The organism is Arenicella xantha (genome assembly GCF_003315245.1).
Lineage (GTDB): Bacteria > Pseudomonadota > Gammaproteobacteria > Arenicellales > Arenicellaceae > Arenicella > Arenicella xantha.
Window position 1 is genome coordinate 1,236,157 of the sequence record NZ_QNRT01000001.1, and the last position, 22,089, is coordinate 1,258,245.

Here is a 22,089-nt window from a genome sequence, read left to right on the forward strand (position 1 = left end):
AGGATATTAGAATGAATTCTGAAAATTACGAACAGAGTATTATTGTTGATGCTCAAACACACGAAGCATACCGAGCGCTAACCAGTGGCTACTCACAGTGGTGGACGCCATGTGATGGTATATTTAGTAAACTGGGAGATCGAATAACATTTAGATTTCCACCACAAGTATCTTACTGGACATTTGAGGCAAAAGAACTCATACCTGACCAATATGTAGAACTTGAATGTGTTGATGCGCATCATATAATTTTAGAAAAGCCAGAAGCATCCAAAACCGAGTGGCTTGGCTCATCTTTACGTTTCAAGGTTGAGAGCGTTGGAAATCAAGTGAAAATTAACTTCACTCATGAGGGACTAACTCAAAAAAAGGATTGCTATGACGTATGCGAAGCTGGCTGGGATCACTTTTTCCTTAACAGCCTAAAAAAATACTTGAATACAGGTATTGGCGAGCCCCATGGTACCTAGGTAGCTAAAATTAAGCGACGAAGGAGCAAAAGCCAACTGTATTTTGTCCTTTTTAAACAGCTTGTTATGTGCGACTGTAAACACTGCCCTGAATGTAAAAAATTTAATCTTTAGCCAAGATTAAAGTTGTAGCTAGTGTTTCTTGTGGTCCCACTTTTGCGGCCCCTCCCATAATGTATACCTTATTATTAAGAGCTACTGAGCCATGGCCATTAAGGCACAATCTAAACAGTCACCGCACCACTCACCATTCCGGTCTCGGGTACCGGATGTGTAAAAATCGCCTTCTACATTGAGTGGAAATCTATTCTGCATTATCTCCGTCTGAAACATAACGCCCAGCGAACCGGCGGAGGTGCGATAGCGCCGAAGTCCGAGTTGCGCTGTTTGTTAGGCGCTCTCTCTGTCACGAACCAACCTTTTTTAATGCCACACGTGACCAAATTACGTTTGGCTTATTTTGCATTTTACTAGATTGATTTTCTAATAGAAGTACAATTTGAAAACCATATTCATTTGCATATGTGGCTAGTTCATCATTACAAGTCGAGAATACATGCGTGCCGGCACCTGCTGGGCCATTCCTAAGAGAAATTGCACAAATACCTTCAATATTAACAATTTCCGCTAATCTCCGAATGCAATGTCTTCTTTCCTCAATGGAAAGGTGATGCCAGACACCATCAATCAATACAAAATCAAACAACCCCGCACAAACATCAACTTTATTGAGTCTTGGTAAGCTATCATTGATCCATGTAATATCTAGACCTTGATATTTAGACTTTGCTATTTGAAGGAATTCATTTAGAGGCTCTACCGAAACTACTGAGTGGCCTAGTTTAGCTAATGCGGCAGAATTTTGTCCCACTCCTGAGCCTGCATCAAGCACTCTGGCGGGAGCTTGAGGTAAAAACTGAAGAAAATCAGAACTGATTTCCTCAAAGTCCAAGTTGAAACTCGCCTCAGTAAAAGCCTCTACTACTTTCTCGTAACCTTTAGTGCCTGCAACAATACTCAATGTAATTAACTCACTAGTTTTATGCATTGCCGCCTAACGCCTGTAGCACCTGCACAAATTGTGGAGTGCCGTTTGTGTATAATTGAGCGTAGCGAAAACACAAAGAGGCGCGTAGCAATTTGTGTCAGGTGACTACACTTGTTAGAACTTGCACGCAATAGATGCATATTTTTTTGCAAACTCTATGATATCGAGCTCTGCTTTCCAGTCTTTTCCTCCTAAAGTAGTACCATAGAAATATATTACAGGATTTAGATGTGGCGGCTGAGTGCTCTGATCTATATCTCCACTTATTTTCGTCGCGTGAATAATCTTATTGCAAGCTTCCCTAAGAGACAAATCTTGTTTTTTTGAGAAACCATCGCCCATGTATAAGTAGCCACAATTCGTAGCTAATACGTTAAAAAACCTCTCCTCTCGATCGTCTATCACACGTGCCAGTGTTGATAAGTAGAGAAGTATTCGAGTTATTTCATCTGACTCGAATTCTTGAATATCTAATATTGGATCGTATTTTTCACCCGTAGGATCTTCAACCAGTTCAGAGAATTTTCTACTTGAGAGAAATATCGCAACTAGTCTGTGTAGCTCTAGCTTTGCATTCTCCATGTTAGGGCGATGACCACCCTTTAAATGTTTTTCTTGTGGACTGATGTATTCGCTCATGATAGTTCTAACGCCAAGCCAAGGGGCGGCGCGTAGCAGCCGTCCCGCGGAGCCAACTTGTTGGCGGAGTGAACTTTGACGCCTTGTTAGGTGGTGTGACTTTTTCGATGACTTGATGCACTTCCTTTTGCCTCCATAGAACAAAACCCATTGCTTTCGTTTACTCAACCAGACTATCAGAATTCGTTTAGTGATAAAAATGCTGTTCGACCAAAACGATATAAATACTTAACTTACAACGATGAACCAGTTTTCTAGACTGCCTCACCTACGGAAACTTGCACCAACAAAAACCTTATTATCAACGACCGTTTTAGCTAAACAGACAGAACACACCTAACAGTTTTATTATCCGGCATAATGACTGGATATTTTTTGCTTGGATATTTTTTCTGTGGTCACGGTTAATCCTTTAAAATCAATGCGTTAGACTTTTAAAAAACAATATCCAGTCGTTGTGACGTGATATTTTTTTTGACCCTTTTTTCCTAAGTGGTTGAAACACTTAGCATTAAATAGAAAATATCTGGTCTGCATGGATATTTCTTGTATGCTAACCTATCGTTAACGACGAAAGAATTCAAGGAGTGAATTATGTCGAACAAACTCAGGGGAAGACCAAATTTGCCGGCGGTGCCCACTAAATTCATGCACCGCCTTAGATTATCGATCAGGCAGAAGGGTTTAAGTGCGTCTACCGAACGAGCCTATTGCGGCTGGATAAAACGCTTTATCAAATATCATCATTTGCTTCATCCAGTTGATATGAGTCAGCGAGACGTCGAGCAGTTCCTTCATCACATCGTTACGGTAGAGAATGTATCTATTAATTCCCAAAAATCAGCACTTAATGCGTAAGCCTTTTTGTTCAATCAATTTCTGCAGAAGCCTCTAAGCAAGCTCAACTTTACACCAGCCAAGCTTGGTCCCAAAATTCCGGTGGTGCTTTCCGAGCTGGAGGCTAAAACGGTAATTGATTCTTTAGCATCGCCCAATAAATTAGTGGTTCAACTACTTTATGGTAGTGGGCTGAGGCTAGGTGAGGCACTTTCTCTGAGACTCAAAGAGATAGATTTTGAGGCTAATCGGCTTTGCATCGCAAAGAGTAAAGGCGGGAACCAATATACGAGTAATCCAAGAACTACTTGGTCACGCAAGTGTGTCGACCACCGAAATCTATACGCATGTACTTTATAAACATGGCGCGAGAATTCGTAGCCCGATAGACGCACTGTAAGAGTTGCTTTTCACCTTATTCCTTGGTGAACGACGTATACTGTTGGCTCTAATTTTTACTCACATAGCTACAGTGCTTTTATGAAAATCCGTGCTTTACATCCCCTTCTCTTAGTAGTTTTGCTGCTTGGCTTTAACAATCTCTATGCAAACGAAGATAAACCCACAGTGGCCTCCGAAGCGCATTTAGGCAAACCTAAGGTAATTATTTTCGACGTTAACGAAACCTTGCTCGACCTCGAAAGCATGCGTAAATCTGTTGGCGCGGCAATTGGTGGGCGAGATGATTTATTACCATTGTGGTTCTCGACTATGCTCCATCACTCATTGGTTGTTTCAGCGACCGGTGAATACGAGAGCTTTGGCAATATTGGTGTAGCGGCTTTGCAAATGGTGGCCGAAATTAATGGCATAGAAATCACTCAAGACAATGCCAAAACCGCTATTTTGACACCGCTCCGCTCGCTGCCGCCGCATGCCGATGTGGCACAAGGTTTGGCTAAACTAAAAGCCCAAGGTTATAAGCTGGTGACATTAACCAATTCGTCGTTAAAGGGTGTGCAACTACAACTCGAGAATGCTGGATTGAGTCAGTATTTCGACGCTAATTTGAGCATTGAATCAGTAGGCGTATTTAAACCGCATCTGAGCACTTATCAATGGGCCATCAAAGACCTAGGCGTTAATGCTGATGAAGCCTTAATGGTCGCGGCTCATGGTTGGGATATCGCAGGCGCTAGCAAAGCCGGCTTACAAACAGCGTTTATTCATCGACAAGGTAAAGTGTTATTCCCGCTGGCCGCAAAGCCTGATTACAATGTGTTAGACGTAAATGAATTAGCGAGCACATTAGCTCAGCTCAAGTAAAAATTAACGAGCGCCAGAGCACGCTTTTCTTAAGCGGGACCCAAGCTTGAAATAACTGCTCTGCCGCCACCACATTGACAGCACAACATAAAACCATTCCTAGCAAAATAGTTCGCTCACTAAACTCCGCTAACCTGCAAATCACCGCTGTCTGATGTTGGTTGCCCAACAACCATTAACACCAATACCGGCAATGCTCGGCATTAAAATTCGCCTTAGCTATTTAATTCAATTTGCGTTACATTTCCTTGGCCTCAGAATTCATTCAATGTTTCTGAGCTTTAGCAGGGGAAGCTGGTGAGAATCCAGCACTGACGCGCAACGGTAATGTGACCGGTTTAACAGAGATTAAGCCGTGAACACAAAGTCCGACTACCTGCAAACTTAAGTAAGTTGCCTCGCGAAACGGCCAGTTCTAGCATACTCGTTATTGCTTTGTTGAAAGCACAACGCTGTTGCTCCTAGCTATTTTTCAAGGATTGTTAATGTAGCTTGATCGCGTTTGTCACCGATAGACGGATCAACAGAATAGTTGGTGTCTCGCCTTATGGTTGTTGTTCGTCACATTTTGAAACGTCAAGTTTGGAAGTTTCTAGTCACAAAATTTATTCTCATCAGCTTGCTGTGTTTTTCTAATGCAGTGTCTGCAGTCAATATTCTAGCGGTTGTGTCACCGCGTAACACAGCCGATGTATTAAGTGGCGCGCATCAGTTTTTACGTGAAAACCCTACGCACAAAATAATTTTACGCACCACCGATCAGTTCAGTGATTTGCCCGAAGCGAAGCGTCGCGAGCTACTTAGCGCAGCCGACATCGTATTTGTTGGCGGTGTATTTGGCGACCCAGTTAACACGTTCGAGCGCTATGTCGCTGATGCAAAACTAATAAAATCATTTGTTGCGGTACACAGTGATCGAAAACTAGTGACCGCTTCGCACCGCAATCAGCAATCCATGCTTGCGGGCGCGAATATCGACGAGCTAATGAAAGACCCACCAGCTGGGCCAAACAACGACGCAATGCAATGGTCGGCAACTAGACTCGAACAATTTTCTGAATATCGTTCATGGTTGCTTGCGAAAACATATTGGTCTGATCGCGATACCGACAATATGAACGGACTGTTTCGTCATCTCGCGGCTTTGGCTGGTGTCAGCATCTCAGTACCAACACCAACAGTACATCAACCGCTCAGAATGTTTATTGACGACAAGCCGATAGATGCACAAAACGTAGCGCTCTCTACTGATTTTAAATGGGTTGCCATTGTCGATTACGAAACCGGCGGTCGCCCTGGTGAACGTGCTTTAATCGACCAGATCTGTGGTGAACTCAGCGCTAAAACCCTAGATGGCGAAGTGAAATGCCTGCGCGTACTCGCAAAATGGGGCGCTCCCACAGTGCGCGCCGTCGAATTATTGGCGCAGCAAAAAGGTCGACTGTCGGCCATCGTGTCACTGCAAAACTTTGTGCTTGGTGGTGGTGATGGTCGCGCGGCGGTCAATGCGTCGCTGGCCGAACTCGGTGTTCCAGTAATAAAGGGCTTACGTTTAACCGATGTAACCGCCGATGAGTGGCGCGTCTCCGAAGAAGGGTTGCGCTGGGACAGCGTGCATTACCGAGTAGCGATGCCTGAGTTACAAGGTGTATCACAGCCCTTGGTGGTTGCGGCCATGACGAGCGCTTCGATTGACCCACAAACCGGCGTCAAGCTGGCACTCTCCAAACCAATAGAATCGCAGGTATCACTATTGTCGCGACGGGTTAAGCGGTGGATCACGCTGCAAACTAAAGCCAATAGCGACAAAAAAATCGCCATCATCTATTACAACCATCCCCCGGGGCGACACAATATTGGTGCCGATAACCTCAATGTGCCCGAGTCATTGCTGGGCATTTTAACCCACTTAAAACGCCAAGGTTACGACACTGGCGAGCTTCCTAAAACACGCCAAGCACTGCTCGACCTTTTGCAAGACCGTGGCGTCAATCTGCCTGAAGATCGCGGCGCTTTAGCGGCAATGTCCAACAAAGTTACGACAATATCGGCACCACAGTATCAGCAATGGTTTGACGAGCTACCGCCACTAATTCAAGACGAAATGCAGAACGGCCCACTCGGCTATCTACACGTAATGCTGAAAACGGCGATGACGTTTGACGACCCTGAAACGGCGCAACGCCTCGTGCGGCGTGTTAGTGAAGACCTAAAACACGCGCTCGAAGGCGCCGACCATGCCGCGCGTGACCGAGTTATTGACCTATTAGCTCAGCTTCAGACGGTATATCAATCATCCAAGGTTGATTGGAATCAGGCCGAACGATTAACCAACGCGATTGCTGAAAGTGGCATCGAAGGCCTTCGCGGTTGGGGGCAAGCGCCGGGCAAGGTGATGGTGCATAACAACGAACTGTTGATTCCAGGCATTCAGTTTGGCAATGTCTTTGTTGGGCCTCAACCTCCGCGTGGCTGGGAGCTTAACGAAGAGATCCTGCATGCCAACTTGTCGTTTCCGCCAACGCATCAATATCTCGCGTTTTATCAATGGCTGAGACACGACTTTCAAGCCGACGCATTAGTCCATTTAGGGCGTCATTCCACCTATGAGTTCCTACCTCGGCATCGAGTCGGCATGGGCGAGGTTGATTATCCTTTGGCGCTAATTGATGATCTGCCAAGTGTCTACCCATATATCGTAGACGGAGTCGGCGAAGGTATTCAAGCTAAACGACGTGGCTTGGCGGTCATGGTTGATCATTTAACGCCGCCGCTAGAAAGCACGGAGTTGTATGACCGCCTACTTGAGCTGCGGCAATTGGTCGAGAGCTATGAAACCGCGCCAGAAGCGGCCGGTGCCATGCGGCATCGGGCAATTGTGGCGATTAAGCAACTGGTTGACGAGTTAAAACTGAGTGACGAGCTCACCAAAAGTATGGAAGGCGAGCTAGAAATTCGCGGGGTTAGCGCTTATGACCAAGTTGACGACGAATTACTGGTGCACGAAGTTGGCCACTATTTAACCAAGTTACAAGAAGACTTTATGCCACTCGGTCTGCACTCCTTTGGGCAAGACTGGTCGCCGCAAGCCATTTCAACCATGCTGACCTCAATGCAGCAAGGCGGCGAGCGTGGCGCAGATTGGCACACCAAGCTTAGCCGTTCGCCACAAGCTGAAATGCAAGCACTCGAGAACGGGTTAAATGGTCACTATGTGCAGCCAGGTAAAGGCAATGACCCCATTAGAACTCCCGAAGTACTACCAACAGGTCGTAACTTTTATGCTCTAGATGGCGGCTTAATTCCGTCTCGTTTGGGCTACGAGGTCGGCGTTGAGTTGGCGACTAAAGCGCGTTCATTAACACACACTAACGAGACGACCGAGTCAGACGCGATTGTACTGTGGGCATCGGATGTTGTGCGAGATGAAGGCGCAATGATCGCCTTCGGTTTTGATATGCTGGGTATCAAACCGGTGTGGAGTAGTCGTGGCATCGTGCAGCGCCTTGAGCGTTTGGATATTGCCAACTTGACCGAAAATGGCGCGCCGCGAACTCGGCGCGATACCTTATACACCACCTCGGGGCTGTTTCGTGATCTGTATGGCGCCCACATTGCCTGGTTGGAACAAGCCGTGCTAATGGCCTTAGATGCTTCATCCGATGAAATTCGCAGTCGTTATCCGGCGCTGTCCTTAGCATTAAATGCTGCGCTGTCACCGCTGGGCGAATTACAGAACCCGGGTAAAGAACCACTCGCAATCAATCACGTTGCCAAACAATGGGTAGCCGATGCGCGAGCAAACTTGCAGGCGGGTATTTCCGCCGAATTAGCTGGTCGACAAGCTACTTACCGGATATTTGGAGATGCGCCAGGCGCGTACGGCGCTGGCGTAAATCGCATGGTCGAACGCTCGGGTAGCTGGCAACATCGCTCTGAAATTGGCGCCGTGTATTTACGCCGTATGGGCCATGCCTATGGCGCTACGTTGCACGGCGAACCCCAGCAAGGGTTGTTCAAACGGCGAATCAGCCAAGTGGGCAACACTTATTTAGGGCGCTCGAGCAATCTATATGGCTTGCTTGATAACAACGACACCTTTGATTATCTCGGTGGATTGAGTTTGGCGGTCGAGACAACTAAAGGCCGAGTACCGGAGAACTTTATATTGGCGCACGCCGATAGCACTAAAATATCGGTTGAGCCTCTGAGTGTGGCTTTATTGTCTGAACTTCGCGGACGCTTCCTTAATCCGCAATGGTTAACGCCATTAATGGATGAAGGCTATGCCGGTGCGCGCACCATGGGCAGTGAATTTTTTGAGTATCTATGGGGTTGGCAAGTGACCAACCCAGATGTGGTCAAGTCTTGGGTTTGGGATGACGTTAAGTCGGTGTATATCGACGACAAGCATCAGATTGGCTTGAGTGACTTTCTACAACAGAATCATAATGTGCATGTTAAAAGCAATATGTTGGCAGTCATGCTTGTTGCCGCACAAAAACAATTCTGGCAAGCCGACGAAGCCACCCTTAGGCAACTTTCGGCCCAATTTGCCGAACTTATTATTCAACATGGCTTACCCGGTAGTGGGCATACCTCACCAAACAATCCGGTCTTCGATTTTCTTAAAGACCATGTTTCGGAACAACAATTCGCACAAGTTCAGCAGGTATTGGATGCCGCACGGGTCGACTCAAGCGTGGCCTCCGCACCATCAACCATATCCGAACTCAAAGAAGCAGACCTAGCGCCGGCACAACAAGCCGATAGCAACAACCAACAGGCTCAACAAGCCGATCAATCACAAACCGTGTTTCAGGACTATCGTTGGTTAATCTTGCTGTTTGTCTGTCTGATTGCAGTGGGCATTATTCGCGGCATGCGAACGCCTAAGATTAACAATAAGGATTAAACGCTATGACTAATACGATGTTCGACGGATCTCTATTCGGCATTATGCACGCGCTGGTGAGCTACCTACTGCAACCGGTGGTGATTGCATTACTTGCCTTAACCGCCTGGGCCGCGATTGAGGTTGGCACATTGTTCACCGAACGCTTTATTGGCCTACAGCGTTGGCGTAAAAGTGGTGCGATCGATGAGCTGGAGTTATTGGCCGCAAAACGAATTGAGCGCACCGACTTTCTGACGCGAATAGCACCAATGCTGGGATTGATGGGCACGCTAATACCGCTGGGCCCAGGCTTAGCCGCGCTCGGCGAAGGCGAACTCAGCGTGTTGACTACGGCCATGAGCGTGGCATTCGACACCACCGTGCTTGGGCTGTTAGTCGGTATTGTAGGCTTTGTTGCAGGACGTTTGCGACGGCGCTGGTATGAGCAAACCTTGTCGCAGATGGAAGCGAATCGTTAGGCCTTGATGATGTCGACTAATAAGCAACGAAAATGGTCAGCTAACCGCTTTGACCCTCAAGACGAAGAGCCCTTAGGCCCGCTGGCTAACTTACTCGACCTTATGTTGGTGTTTGCCTGCGGTTTAATCGCCGCCTTAATCAGTATGAGCAACAATGTGAACGAGCACTTTGATCAAACTCAAGCGCCACAACGAATCGTCGAACAAGGCCGAGAACTACCGCAAATGCCAAGCCAAGGCGAAGCATCTGGGCAAGGCTATGAGTCAGTAGGACAAGTCTACCGAGACCCAAAAACCGGCAAACTAATTTTGATCGGCAAGTCAGCACAGTGATTCAGCTCGAAGGCAGTTATCAAACCATCCAAAACCGAGCCAAGCGCGCAAAACTACAGCAACACCGGAAAAACGTAAATAGACGTTGGTCCTTATGTTTTGCATATGGGCACTCAACATCAGTGCCGGTGTAGAGCGGAATTACCGTGCGCCGCTGATTTCTATCTCTACTCCTAGACACTCACCAATAATCTGCTAAACTCGCGCCAGCCTTATAGTTAAGGCACCCAGGGGGTGGCTGAACCGAATCAGCCTGAGATTTGCCTAGTTAAATGTTCTTTGGAACGGTGGCATAAACCCCATGAACCTGATCCGGTTAACACCGGCGTAGGGATGGGAATAACGTTCTACAGAACGCTTCACACCTCGCTCTCGCCTACCGGGTCTCATCATTTTTTTGCTGAAGAGACCAATATGAAACAACCTCTAATAACCAGTCTGGTAAGCAGTGTATTGCTGACCTATGCTGGCACATCCTTCGCGGCGCAACCACTTGAAGAAGTAATGGTTACGGCTGAACTTATTGATAAAAGCGTGTTGGAATTACCCAATAGCGTTACCGTAGTAAGCAGTGCTCAAATTGAGCAACGTAATGCTCAGCACCTTGAAGACATTCTGAACCTCGCACCAAATGTGAACTTTGCCACTGGCGCGTCACGCGGTCGCTTTATTCAGATACGCGGCATCGGCGAACGCAGCGAATTCCAAGACCCTATTATTAACTCAGTAGGAGTAGTCGTTGATGGTATTGACCTAACCGGTATTGCCACTGCGGCAAGCACCTTAGACGTAGACCAAATAGAGATACTGCGCGGCCCACAGGGAACGCTGTTTGGCGCCAACGCGCTTGCGGGCTTAATTAATGTGGTGTCTAACAAACCTAGTGACGAGTTTGCAGCCAACGTCAGTGTTGGACTAGAAGACTTCGGTGGGCAGCAGCTCTCTGGCTTTATTAGCGGCCCAAGCTCCGCTACCAGCGGCTACCGTTTAGCGGTGAAGCAATACAGCAGTGACGGATTCACCAACAACGTATTCTTGGGTCGTGATGACGTTAGTGCGATAGATGAAACCACCGCTCGACTTCGATTCATTAGTGAAGTAAGCCAAGATCTGAACATAGATATGTCAGTGTTTTTAGCCGACATCGACAACGGCTATGATGCGTTCAGCTTAGACAACAATCGTGACACCTATTCCGACGAGCCAGGGTTTGATCGGCAAGAAACACGTGCCGCATCGATTCGCGCTGACTACCAGTTAAATGACACTCTCCACATTGAGGCACTTGCCAGCGTCGCTAATTCAGTTTTGGAATACAGCTACGACGAAGACTGGAGCCACCTCGGTATTTGTGATAACACCGCTTGCGATAGCGAGTTATTTGGCTTTGATTGGTTTTACTCATCATTTGATCAATACACACGCGACAACGACAACACCAGCATTGACCTAAAGCTAGTCTCGCAAGGCACTATCTTGAGCTGGGTTGCCGGTTTGTATCATCGTGATCAATCCATCGACTTGCTACGTGATTACACCTATAACGATGGCCCGTTTACCAGTGCCTTTGATACCCGCAATAGCGCTGTCTATGGTCAACTGAATTTGGCACTAAATGATCAGTGGTCATTGATTACCGGCTTACGCTCTGAGCGCCGGGACGTGGAGTATACCGACAGTAATGGTGCCAATGCCGCACCGGATGAATCACTATGGGGCGGGCGTGTGGCCTTAGAGTACCGCGCTGACTCCGGTGCGTTTGTGTACGGCTTGGTGTCTCGCGGCTTCAAACCGGGCGGCTTCAATCTAGACCAAGACTTAGTTGGCGACCGTCGTGAATTTGATACTGAAACCATGGTTAATTACGAATTGGGATTCAAACACGCGCTGTATGATGATCGCCTGCAAGTGCAAGCGGCGCTGTTCTACCAAGACCGTGATGCAATTCAAACCAAGCAGTCTATTGTCAGCTCGATCGCCACTGGCGAAGTCGGTGGTGCCTGCCCGTGTGGTTTCACAGACTTTACCGACAATGCCGCAAGTGGTTCTAACAAGGGCATCGAACTTGAACTAAACTGGGCAGCGTCTGACGCCGTGTCACTGTACACCACCGTTGGCCTGCTCGATACCGAGTTCGATGAACTACTAACCTTCGACCATGTCAATGCCGACCTTGAGAATGGCATACCGTATAACCTCGATGGTCGCGAGCAAGCCCATGCGCCTGCTTATCAAGTTGTAATCGGTGGCCAAGTAAGCCTGTCCGACGCGTGGACGATTGGCGGCTCGATTGAAGCTAAAGACGATTTCTATTTTTCTGATCGACACGAAGCGAGATCCGATGCCTATGAATTGTTGAACCTAGAACTGACCTACCGCGCTGAGAATTGGGAGCTTGCCTTGTACGGTAAAAACCTAACCGATGAATTGGTTAAAACTCGCGGCTTTGGCAGCTTTGGTAATGACCCGCGTAAGTTCTATGAAACTGAGCCATATAACCAGTTTGGTACGCCAAGGCTGGTCGGCGTACGTGCCTCGTTTGACTTTTAGTAGTAAGCGTTAACACCGGACAAACGTATTGAATTTACTCGCAATGACTTCATCAGAATGGCATCTTCATTATATGAAAGTCATTGCGAGTTCCATACGGTGCAGAAATGCTTGTCTGCTACTAAACCAAACTCATCAATCTAATTAAATAATCGTTGGACTATTATCACTATGAAACTTTCTGTCGAAATCAGCATGTACCCACTTCAAGATGAGTACCGACCCAAAATTAAAGACTTTCTAGATGTCATCAACACTTGCGAAGAAGTCGAAATTCGCTCCTCAAATATGAGTACTCGCATCTTCGGCGACTATCAGGTCGTTACCGAACTGTTAAACACGGCAATGCGTCAGTCGATGGAGAAATACGGCAAAATCGTGTTTGTCTGCAAATATTTACAGGGCGATGCACGCGAGTTAAAGGGCTATGAATAAACCAGCACTTTTTAGCGTAGAGCGCCACTGATGTCGGAATCATTACTCGCTGCATGGCAGGCTACCTCGACACTAGAGCTGGTGTCAGTGTTATTCGGCTTGGCCTATGTGATATTGGCGGCCAAAGAAAATAGCTGGTGCTGGCCTGCGGCACTGGGCGGCACCGCAACCGCCATCTGGCTATTTTGGGACGTCAGTTTACTAATGGAGTCAGCACTCAATGTGTATTACCTAGGCATGGCGATATTTGGTTGGTGGCAATGGCAATATGGCAGCAGCACGCACTCGCCACTGGCGATAAGTTCTTGGCACATCAAGCAGCACGCACTGGCGATTGGTTCGGTTGTGGTACTTACGCTAATCTCCGGCACCTGGTTGGCACGACACACTGAAGCCGCGTTGCCGTATGTCGATTCGTTTACCACATGGGCCGCGGTAATCACTACCTGGATGGTGACCCGTAAAATTCTACAAAACTGGTTGTATTGGGTAGTGATCGACGCGGTGTCGGTGTGGCTATTTTGGCAGAAGGAATTGTATCTCTACGCCTTGCTATTTGCGTTCTACACGGTGATTGCTCTTTACGGCTACCGCCATTGGCGCATTGAGTTTTTGCATGCTAAGCCAACGCCTTAAACACTGGAAAGATTGGGGTTTAGCCGGCCAACCTCGTGTGCTGGAGTACTTCACTGCCGGGCAAAATCACACCGCAGCGCTAGTCGAAGCAAATCAGCAGCAATGGGTAGTTAAGCTGTTCGATCATTCATTTGATATTGCGGTGTCAGCTCAAAGCTGGGCCGCCGAACAGCAAATTGCACCACCGATAGTCTATGCAAACAATGACCTCGCGGTGATGACCTACGTAGCGGCTCGGCCTTTTGAAACAGCTGATCTAGCGAGACTGGCGCATACTTTAGGCACCTTGCACCAGTCCACTAATACTGAGCTAAGCCGCTTTGATTTCATGTCATTTTGTAATCAGTATTTAGCCACCGCTGACGCACTGACCAAGCAACAACATCGAACGCTATTACCCGTATTACAGCAGTTTATTGATGACCCCACGCCGTGGTGCCCATGTCATAACGACTTGGTGCGCAGCAATTGTTTGTTTACCAATGAACGCGCGTGGTTAATCGATTGGGAATATGCGATGCAGCATAATCCATGGTTCGATTTAGCGGCAATAATCTTGTATTTTGAATTAGATACAAAGCAATCAACGCGCTTTCTAAACGCGTATTCAAGTGCTTACTTAAATAGTGGCTCCAGCCAAGATTCTTTGGATTGGGCCGCCAAAATTGATCAGCCTATTTTTCAAGCGGCGCAGTTAGCATTGTTATGGGGCGATTTACTGTGGCATTTAAATAAATACGGCAATCACTACCGTGTGGACAATCCGAAGCGATTTAAACTACTTGCCCACTTGGCGGCTAACTTAGCAATTCAACTACCTAGTAGCGCGCCTAGCTCGCTCCATTTCTAAGGCGCGCTAGCGACGTATTCGCAATAAACCTTCTTGCGAAGTCGATGCAACTAAGGTGCCGTCCTTAGTATAAATACGCCCATACGCCAAGCCTCGACCATTGCCAGTGGATTGCGCTCGACACTCATAAAACAACCAATCATCAGCGCGAAACGGTCGATGAAACCAAATAGCATGATCAATAGTCGCGAGCATTACTTTCTTATGTCGATCCTCGAGCTTAGGTGCATTCAAAGAATGCGGCTCGACGGTCGCTTCCAACGGCCCCATATCAGAAATATACGCCAACACCGTATGATGCGTGGCTAGGTCGTCGGGTAATGCTTCCTTGGTTTTAAACCAGTATTGCGTGCTATCTCGACGTGTCGCTTGTTCGTGCGGCACATACCAAACATCCAGGTATTCTGATTGAAAATTAGTTTCTTCGGTAATGCCTTTATCGAGCGCTTGTTGCAACAACTCGAAAGGTGGTTGCCATTTCTCGGAGTATTCTAGACCTTCTTCATGCTTTTGAAATGACGCAGACAAGTGAAAAATTTGCCGTCCATGCTGAATCGCTACGACTCGTCGTGATGAAAAACTGCCACCATCTAAAGATCGATCAACCTCGTAGATGATTGGTGCATCAACATCGCCCCGTAGCAAAAAATAAGCATGCGCAGAATGAATACCACGAGTGCCATCGGTAGTTTGATAGGCAGCCTTAATGGCTTGGCCCAGTACCTGCCCACCATACACTTGCCCCGTTTTAAAATCACGGCTCTGGCCACGAAACAGGTTGAGGTCTAAGGCTTCACAATTCAAAAAATGAAGGAGACTGGTATCGGAAGATTGATCTGATGACATTGACAATTCAATGGCTAACGACAAGCCATGCATAAGAAATACTGGCTGCGCAGTATACCGCAATTGCCGCCTTAGCAACCAGACTCTAAAACGCGAAGCGGCCGCGTTAAACGACCGCTCAACGGTAACCTTTAGTGGTGCTAGGCAGAGATTACCCACGCTAGCCCGGTTGTTTACTGTTTAGTATCAAGACCCGCTTTCTCAGCGGCCTCGGTAAATTCCGTACAGGCTGGTGATTGAAAGTTGCCTTGGCTCTCCATCAATTCATCACATGAACTATCAAGCATCGAATCAACACAGGATTGCGCTTTGCCTTCTAGACCGGCATTGCCGATTGCGCGAGTATGTTCAGCTAGCATTTGCTTGCACATACCATCAAACATGCCGCTCATTGAATCGATCATCTCTGGTGGTATATCGCCCTCTTCGACCATTTTACCCACCGCACAGGTTTTCATCTTCTCGCACATTTGTCCGATCGAGTCACTCATATCGGCGTGTGCCATGCTGCCAAATAGTGCGGTAAAACCAAATACGACTAATAGTTTGTTCATTAATGCTCCCGTTGGGGTAGTACCAAAGTTAGTTAGGTATGCGCATCATACAGCGCCACATAACGTATCTTCTATCCCCTATTTAGGCGATTCGTTCAACATTAATGCTCGAGCGCTGAACTAAACGTCGTAGCCTAATACCGGCGACAACCAGCGTTCGGTACTGATTAAGTCTAGCTGCTTACGCTCAGCGTAGTGAATAACTTGGTCTTTCTGAATACGTGTAACAGAAAAATAACGTGATTGCGGATGCGCAAAATACCAACCACTCACTGCCGCAGTGGGCAACATAGCAAAGCTTTCGGTGATCGTAATACCAGCATTTTCTTGAGGCTTGAGCATCTCCCATAACGTCGCCTTTTCAGTATGGTCTGGGCAAGCGGGGTAACCGGGAGCTGGTCGAATACCCCGATACTTTTCACGAATGAGGTCGTCATTGGCCAACGACTCTTCAGGCTCATAACCCCAATACTCTTTACGCACGCGTTCGTGCATGTGTTCTGCGAAAGCCTCAGCGAGTCGATCCGCTAACACCTTGAGCATAATGGCTTGATAGTCATCATGATCAGCGTGAAACTCAGCTAATTTCTCTTCGATTTTGTGACCGGTGGTGACCGCAAAGGCACCCATGTAGTCGGCAATTCCGCTGTCTTTGGGCGCCACAAAATCAGCTAAACAGTAATTGGGCTGAGCGCCTTTCTTTTGGTCTTGCTGACGCAAATTATGCAGTACATGAACAATCTCTTTACGCTCGTCGTCGGCGTACACTTGAATGTCGTCGCCGTGACTATTAACTGGAAAGAATCCAATTACGCCAGATGCCTGAAGCCAATTGCCATCAATTATTTTTTGCAACATAGCCTGACCATCAAGCAATAGCTTGCGCGCTTCTTCGCCAATAACGGCGTCATCTAAAATGCGTGGATATCTGCCAGCTAGCTCCCACGCACTGAAAAACGGTGTCCAATCGATACGTTCAACTAGGTCGTTGAGATCATAATCATCAAAGCTTTTAAGCCCTAGAAAAGTAGGTTTCTCAGGTACATAACCAGCCCAGTCGATGGCGACTTTATTGGCTCTGGCTTCTTTAATAGTCGAGGTTTTGTGAACTTTAGTATGCTTGGCGCGCTCGACTCGAATGCGCTCATATTCGTCTTTTACCCCACTCACAAAACCGGCCTTGTTTTCTTTTGACAATAAGTTCTGCGCCACACCAACTGCACGTGAGGCATCTGGCACATGCACTACTTGTTCATCTAACAAATTCGGTTCGATTTTCAGAGCAGTGTGCACCTTAGACGTGGTCGCACCACCAATCAACAACGGCATTTGAATACCTTGACGTTGCATTTCTTTGGCCACGTGCACCATTTCATCGAGTGACGGTGTAATCAAACCAGATAGTCCGATCATGTCGCACTTATTGGCCACCGCTTCGCGCAGAATCTGTTCGGCTGACACCATTACCCCGAGGTCGACGACTTCGTAGTTATTGCACTGCAACACCACACCGACAATATTCTTACCAATATCGTGCACATCACCTTTTACCGTCGCCATCAAGATCCGGCCATTGGTATCGCCTTCTTCTTTCTCTTCTTCGATATAAGGCATTAAGTAGGCTACTGCTTTTTTCATCACGCGAGCCGACTTGACCACTTGTGGTAAGAACATTTTACCGGACCCAAATAGGTCGCCTACCACGTTCATGCCATCCATAAGCGGGCCTTCGATTACGTGCAACGGCTTATCGGCGGCAAGACGAGCCTCTTCCGTATCGTCGTCTATATACTCGGTAATCCCTTTAACCAAAGCATGTGCCAAACGTTTATTAACGTCCCAGGTGCGCCACTCTTGGTCTTGCCGAGTATCGATTTGTTTGCCATCACCACGGTAATTTTCAGCAATATCGAGCAATGCTTCAGTCGCACCGTCGTTGCGGTTGAGAACCACGTCTTCTACTTTTTCACGCAACTCATCGGGTAAATCTGCATAAATCGCCAATTGTCCGGCGTTAACAATGCCCATGTCCATTCCAGCTTGAATAGCATGATATAAAAACACCGAGTGAATCGCTTCGCGCACCGGATTATTACCGCGAAATGAGAACGACACATTAGACACACCACCCGATACTTTGGCGTGCGGTAAAGTACGCTTAATCTCGCGCGTAGCCTCGATAAAGTCGACTGCATAATTATTATGCTCATCGATACCGGTCGCAATCGCAAAAATATTCGGATCAAAGATGATGTCTTCTGGCGGAAACCCTACCTGCTCGGTCAAAATCTTATACGCCCTAGTACAAATTTCAACTTTGCGTTCTTTGGTGTCGGCTTGTCCTTGTTCGTCAAAAGCCATGACAATCACAGCCGCCCCGTAACGCATCACCAATTTGGCTTGCTCTATGAACTTAGCTTCGCCCTCTTTCATCGAGATTGAGTTGACGATGCCTTTGCCTTGTAAGCACTTCAGACCTGCTTCGATAACCTCCCATTTAGACGAGTCAATCATCACGGGCACCCGTGAGATGTCAGGTTCCGAGGCCATTAGATTTAGGAAAGTGACCATGACTTTTTTAGCGTCGATCAATCCTTCATCCATATTGACGTCGATAACCTGCGCGCCTGCTTCAACTTGCTGGCGTGCTACTTCTAAGGCCGCCTCGTAGTCCTCTTCCTTAATAAGCTTTTTGAAACGTGCCGAACCGGTCACATTGGTACGTTCACCAACGTTAACGAATAAGGTGTCTTCTGAGATATTAAACGGCTCTAAACCAGATAGACGCATATTGACTGAATTAGACATGATGTTTGCTCTCTCTAGGCGCGATAGACGCGACGGCATTCGCAATCGCTTGAATATGGTCAGGCGACGAGCCACAACAACCACCGACAATATTTAAGAATCCGCTGTCGGCCCATTCACGAATATGCTCGGCCATTTCTTCTGGCTCTAAATCGTATTCACCTAACTCATTGGGTAGACCGGCATTTGGATGCGCAGACACGCCGGACTCTGAAATTCGGGATATCTCTGCTACGTACTGTCGTAGCTCACCAGGGCCCAAGGCACAATTCAAACCAATGGTAAGCGGCTTGGCATGGCGTAAGCTATTATAAAACGCCTCGGTCACTTGGCCGGTTAAGGTTCTACCAGAGGCATCGGTTATGGTGCCGGAAATCATAATAGGTAACTCAACGTTATCTTCATCGAACACCGTTTTAACCGCAAACACCGCGGCCTTAGCATTTAATGTGTCGAATACCGTTTCGATCAAAATGATGTCCGCGCCACCTTCGATCAAGCCGCGCGTCGCCAAAGAGTAGTCGTCAACTAGCTCATCAAAACTAATAGCACGTGCACCGGGGTCGTTAACATCAACCGACACTGATGCGGTTTTTTGATTAGGCCCTAGCACTCCGGCTACAAAGCGCGGCTTGTCCTCAGTGCTAAATTCGTCAGCGGTTTTACGCGCCAACTTGGCCGCGGCAACATTGATTTCGTAAGCGTAATCTTGCAAATTGTAGCGCTTGAGATCGCTGGTCGTAGCATTGAAATTATTGGTTTCAATAATATCCGCTCCAGCCGCCAGATACTCTCGGTGGATGTCTGCAATGATGTCTGGATTAGTCAACACCAATAGATCGTTCATGCCTTTGAGTGGTGATTCCCAATCGGCGAAACGCTCACCTCGGTAATCATCTTCCTCAAGTTTACGACGCTGAATCATGGTGCCCATAGCACCATCGAGAATCAGAATTCGTTGCGCCATTAGGCGTTTCAGTTCAGCACTGCGATTCGACATAAGAGACCCTTTGTTGAGTAGCGAGTTAATGATTAGCTAGACGCAAGCTGAAAGCCAACTCGTGTGCAAATTTCTTTTACTGGCTCAATTTTATTAAGCGCATAAAAGTGTAAGCCTTGAACTCCGTTATCCAGAAGATCAAAACAAAGATGCGTTACCACATCTAAGCCAAAAGCTTTAAGAGAGGCTTCGTCGTCCTGATACTGCTCTAAACGGGCGCGAATCCAACGCGGCAACTCTGCGCCACAATTATCCGAAAAGCGCACCAACATGGTGTAATTCGTGATTGGCATAATGCCCGGAATAATCGGCACATCTACGCCCATTCGCTGCGCTTCATCCACATAGGAAAAATAGCTATCGGCATTATAGAAATACTGAGTCAGCGCTGAATTAGCACCGGCATCTACTTTGCGTTTAAAGTTTTCAATGTCTTTCTGCGGGCTACGGGATTCCGGATGAAAATCCGGATAGGCAGCAACTTCTAAATGAAGGCTGTCGCCATATTCTTTGCGGATATACTCGACTAACTCGTTGGCATAAGCGAAATCACCTCGCTCAACCATGCCGGAAGGCAGATCTCCGCGCAACACGACTAAACGCTTAACACCGAGCGCCATATATCCATCAACCATCTGCTTGATGTTTTGCTTAGATGACCCAACACAAGAAATATGCGGGGCGGCATCAGAACCTGCCGCTAACATACTCTTAACAGCATCAAATGTACCGTCTTGAGTACTGCCACCGGCACCAAAAGTTACCGAGAAAAACTCTGGCTCAAAACGAGCCAATTCCGCATGAACCTGATTTAGGGTAGCGACGCCTTTATCGGTCCGTGGCGGGAAAAATTCAAAACTGAGTTCAGGGGATTTACTCATAATTGTTGCTCCTTGAGCGGCGCCATTACGCGATCGATCGCACACAGCAATCTCTGGCTCAGAAATACGAGTCCAAGAGATCACTGTGCGTGCCCGCAATGGCGAGCTAGGCTAAATTAATAGCGATAGTGATCTGACTTGTAAGGACCTTCAACACTGACATTAATGTAATCAGCCTGATCCTTGGTCAACGTAGTTAGCTTGGCGCCAATTTTGTCCAGATGTAGGCGAGCCACTTTTTCATCTAGGTGCTTAGGCAAGATATATACATCATTACCGTACTCGCCGCTCTTAGTCCAAAGTTCGATTTGTGCCAACGTCTGGTTAGTAAACGAATTCGACATAACAAAACTCGGATGTCCCGTTGCGCAACCAAGGTTAACCAATCGACCGCGAGCCAATAAAATAATTCGCTTACCGTCAGGGAAAATTACATGGTCTACTTGATCCTTAATGTTTTCCCATTCGCAATCGTCTAAACCAGCAACGTCAATTTCATTATCGAAGTGACCAATATTACAAACAATCGCTTGGTTCTTCATCGCTTCCATGTGCTCACGACGAATAATGTTGTAGTTACCAGTAGTCGTAACAAAAATATCCGCATCGGCAACCGCCTCTTCCAGGGTCACTACTTGGTACCCTTCCATCGCGGCTTGCAACGCACAAATCGGATCAATTTCAGTCACCTTTACGATGGCACCAAGACCACGTAATGAGGCTGCAGAACCTTTGCCTACGTCACCATAACCACAAACTACGGCGGTTTTACCAGCGATCATTACGTCCGTCGCACGCTTGATTGAATCAACCAAAGACTCACGACAGCCATATAAATTATCGAATTTAGACTTAGTAACCGAGTCGTTTACATTGATGGCTGGGAATGGCAATGTGCCGTCCTTAACCATTTTATATAGACGCGCTACACCGGTAGTTGTTTCTTCTGTCACACCTTGCACACCAGCGAGTCGACGAGAATACCAAGTATTATCTTTGGCTAAGGTCTTCTTAATCGCCGCAAACAAAAAGGTTTCTTCTTCACTGCCCGGGTTGTTTAATACCGAAATATCTTTTTCGGCTTTAGCACCTAAGATCAACAACATTGTGGCATCGCCACCGTCATCTAGAATCATATTCGGGCCAGTATCACCAGGCCAATCCATGATGCGGTGCGTGTAGTCCCAGTACTCTTCCAAAGTTTCGCCTTTAATGGCAAATACTGGAATATTTTGCGCCGCAATCGCTGCCGCCGCGTGGTCTTGCGTAGAATAGATATTGCATGACGCCCAACGTACTTCGGCACCAAGGGCAACCAAGGTTTCGATCAGCACGGCGGTTTGAATAGTCATGTGCAAAGAACCGGTAATCTTAGCGCCTTTCAATGGCTGCTGAGTACGGAACTCTTCACGAACCGATACCAAGCCTGGCATTTCGGTTTCGGCAATTGCAATTTCCTTGCGGCCGAAAGCAGCAAGGTTAATATCTTTGACGTAATAGTCTACAAATTCGGGATTCGATGGATTTACACTCATCTTTCATCTCCTGTTCTTAAATAAG

General features: G+C 47.2%; 17 protein-coding genes, 2 pseudogenes and 1 riboswitch. Of the genes and pseudogenes, 12 read left to right on the forward strand and 7 right to left on the reverse strand.

What is annotated here, in order from left to right:
- Nucleotides 1–11 precede the first annotated feature (11 nt).
- Nucleotides 12–470: an SRPBCC family protein gene (locus DFR28_RS05305; protein WP_113953227.1), complete on the forward strand. Its 459-nt coding sequence runs from the start codon at nucleotides 12–14 to the stop codon at nucleotides 468–470.
- Between the two features lie 406 nt (nucleotides 471–876).
- Here DFR28_RS05305 and DFR28_RS05310 read toward each other — a convergent pair whose 3' ends face one another.
- On the reverse strand, nucleotides 877–1,518 hold the full coding sequence (locus DFR28_RS05310) for a class I SAM-dependent methyltransferase (protein WP_113953228.1): 642 nt from the start codon (nucleotides 1,516–1,518) through the stop codon (nucleotides 877–879).
- A 114-nt stretch (nucleotides 1,519–1,632) separates the two neighbouring features.
- Complete coding sequence (locus DFR28_RS05315; RefSeq protein ID WP_113953229.1) at nucleotides 1,633–2,157, reverse strand: hypothetical protein; 525 nt, start codon at nucleotides 2,155–2,157, stop codon at nucleotides 1,633–1,635.
- Between the two features lie 594 nt (nucleotides 2,158–2,751).
- Here DFR28_RS05315 and DFR28_RS05320 point away from each other — a divergent pair.
- The 11 genes and pseudogenes from DFR28_RS05320 to DFR28_RS05365 all read left to right on the forward strand — a co-directional run bounded on the left by DFR28_RS05320 (nucleotide 2,752) and on the right by DFR28_RS05365 (nucleotide 14,440).
- Entirely contained in the window at nucleotides 2,752–3,015 is a 264-nt protein-coding gene (locus DFR28_RS05320) for a site-specific integrase (RefSeq protein ID WP_113953230.1), read from the forward strand.
- 84 nt (nucleotides 3,016–3,099) lie between these two features.
- Nucleotides 3,100–3,235 (forward strand): annotated as a pseudogene (locus DFR28_RS20150) (tyrosine-type recombinase/integrase); the annotation flags it as partial.
- Nucleotides 3,233–3,394 (forward strand): tyrosine-type recombinase/integrase, encoded by a 162-nt coding sequence (locus tag DFR28_RS20040; RefSeq protein WP_342773273.1) that lies wholly within the window; start codon nucleotides 3,233–3,235, stop codon nucleotides 3,392–3,394. The pseudogene DFR28_RS20150 and the gene DFR28_RS20040, both read left to right, overlap by 3 nt.
- Before the next feature lie 80 nt (nucleotides 3,395–3,474).
- Nucleotides 3,475–4,260, forward strand: a complete 786-nt coding sequence (locus DFR28_RS05330; protein ID WP_113953232.1) for a haloacid dehalogenase type II — start codon at nucleotides 3,475–3,477, stop codon at nucleotides 4,258–4,260.
- A gap of 547 nt (nucleotides 4,261–4,807) precedes the next feature.
- Entirely contained in the window at nucleotides 4,808–9,175 is a 4,368-nt protein-coding gene (locus DFR28_RS05335; protein WP_113953233.1) for a cobaltochelatase subunit CobN, read from the forward strand.
- Nucleotides 9,176–9,192: 17 nt separating this feature from the next.
- A complete protein-coding gene (locus tag DFR28_RS05340) occupies nucleotides 9,193–9,636 on the forward strand; it encodes a MotA/TolQ/ExbB proton channel family protein (protein ID WP_113953430.1) in 444 nt (147 codons plus the stop codon).
- Nucleotides 9,637–9,645: 9 nt separating this feature from the next.
- Complete coding sequence (locus DFR28_RS05345; protein WP_113953431.1) at nucleotides 9,646–9,969, forward strand: DUF2149 domain-containing protein; 324 nt, start codon at nucleotides 9,646–9,648, stop codon at nucleotides 9,967–9,969.
- Between the two features lie 220 nt (nucleotides 9,970–10,189).
- A riboswitch (TPP riboswitch) is annotated at nucleotides 10,190–10,320 on the forward strand.
- Nucleotides 10,321–10,383: 63 nt separating this feature from the next.
- Nucleotides 10,384–12,519, forward strand: a complete 2,136-nt coding sequence (locus DFR28_RS05350) for a TonB-dependent receptor (RefSeq protein ID WP_113953234.1) — start codon at nucleotides 10,384–10,386, stop codon at nucleotides 12,517–12,519.
- A 171-nt stretch (nucleotides 12,520–12,690) separates the two neighbouring features.
- Nucleotides 12,691–12,954, forward strand: a complete 264-nt coding sequence (locus tag DFR28_RS05355; protein ID WP_113953235.1) for a YkoF family thiamine/hydroxymethylpyrimidine-binding protein — start codon at nucleotides 12,691–12,693, stop codon at nucleotides 12,952–12,954.
- 30 nt (nucleotides 12,955–12,984) lie between these two features.
- Nucleotides 12,985–13,590, forward strand: coding sequence for a nicotinamide riboside transporter PnuC (gene pnuC, locus DFR28_RS05360; protein WP_113953236.1), 606 nt, complete (start codon nucleotides 12,985–12,987; stop codon nucleotides 13,588–13,590).
- Entirely contained in the window at nucleotides 13,571–14,440 is an 870-nt protein-coding gene (locus DFR28_RS05365) for a phosphotransferase (RefSeq protein ID WP_113953237.1), read from the forward strand. The genes pnuC and DFR28_RS05365 overlap by 20 nt, the downstream gene beginning before the upstream one ends.
- 6 nt (nucleotides 14,441–14,446) lie before the next feature.
- On the opposite strand, the gene DFR28_RS05370 is transcribed toward DFR28_RS05365, so the two are convergent.
- The 5 genes and pseudogenes from DFR28_RS05370 to ahcY form a co-directional block, all read right to left on the reverse strand.
- Nucleotides 14,447–15,286, reverse strand: coding sequence for an acyl-CoA thioesterase (locus DFR28_RS05370; RefSeq protein ID WP_170131984.1), 840 nt, complete (start codon nucleotides 15,284–15,286; stop codon nucleotides 14,447–14,449).
- 173 nt (nucleotides 15,287–15,459) lie between these two features.
- Nucleotides 15,460–15,840, reverse strand: a complete 381-nt coding sequence (locus tag DFR28_RS05375; RefSeq protein ID WP_113953239.1) for a hypothetical protein — start codon at nucleotides 15,838–15,840, stop codon at nucleotides 15,460–15,462.
- 120 nt (nucleotides 15,841–15,960) lie between these two features.
- Nucleotides 15,961–19,648, reverse strand: a pseudogene (gene metH / locus DFR28_RS05380) (methionine synthase).
- 32 nt (nucleotides 19,649–19,680) lie between these two features.
- A complete protein-coding gene (gene metF, locus DFR28_RS05385; RefSeq protein ID WP_113953432.1) occupies nucleotides 19,681–20,529 on the reverse strand; it encodes a methylenetetrahydrofolate reductase [NAD(P)H] in 849 nt (282 codons plus the stop codon).
- A 116-nt stretch (nucleotides 20,530–20,645) separates the two neighbouring features.
- Nucleotides 20,646–22,064, reverse strand: coding sequence for an adenosylhomocysteinase (gene ahcY / locus DFR28_RS05390; protein ID WP_113953240.1), 1,419 nt, complete (start codon nucleotides 22,062–22,064; stop codon nucleotides 20,646–20,648).
- Between the last annotated feature and the right edge of the window lie 25 nt (nucleotides 22,065–22,089).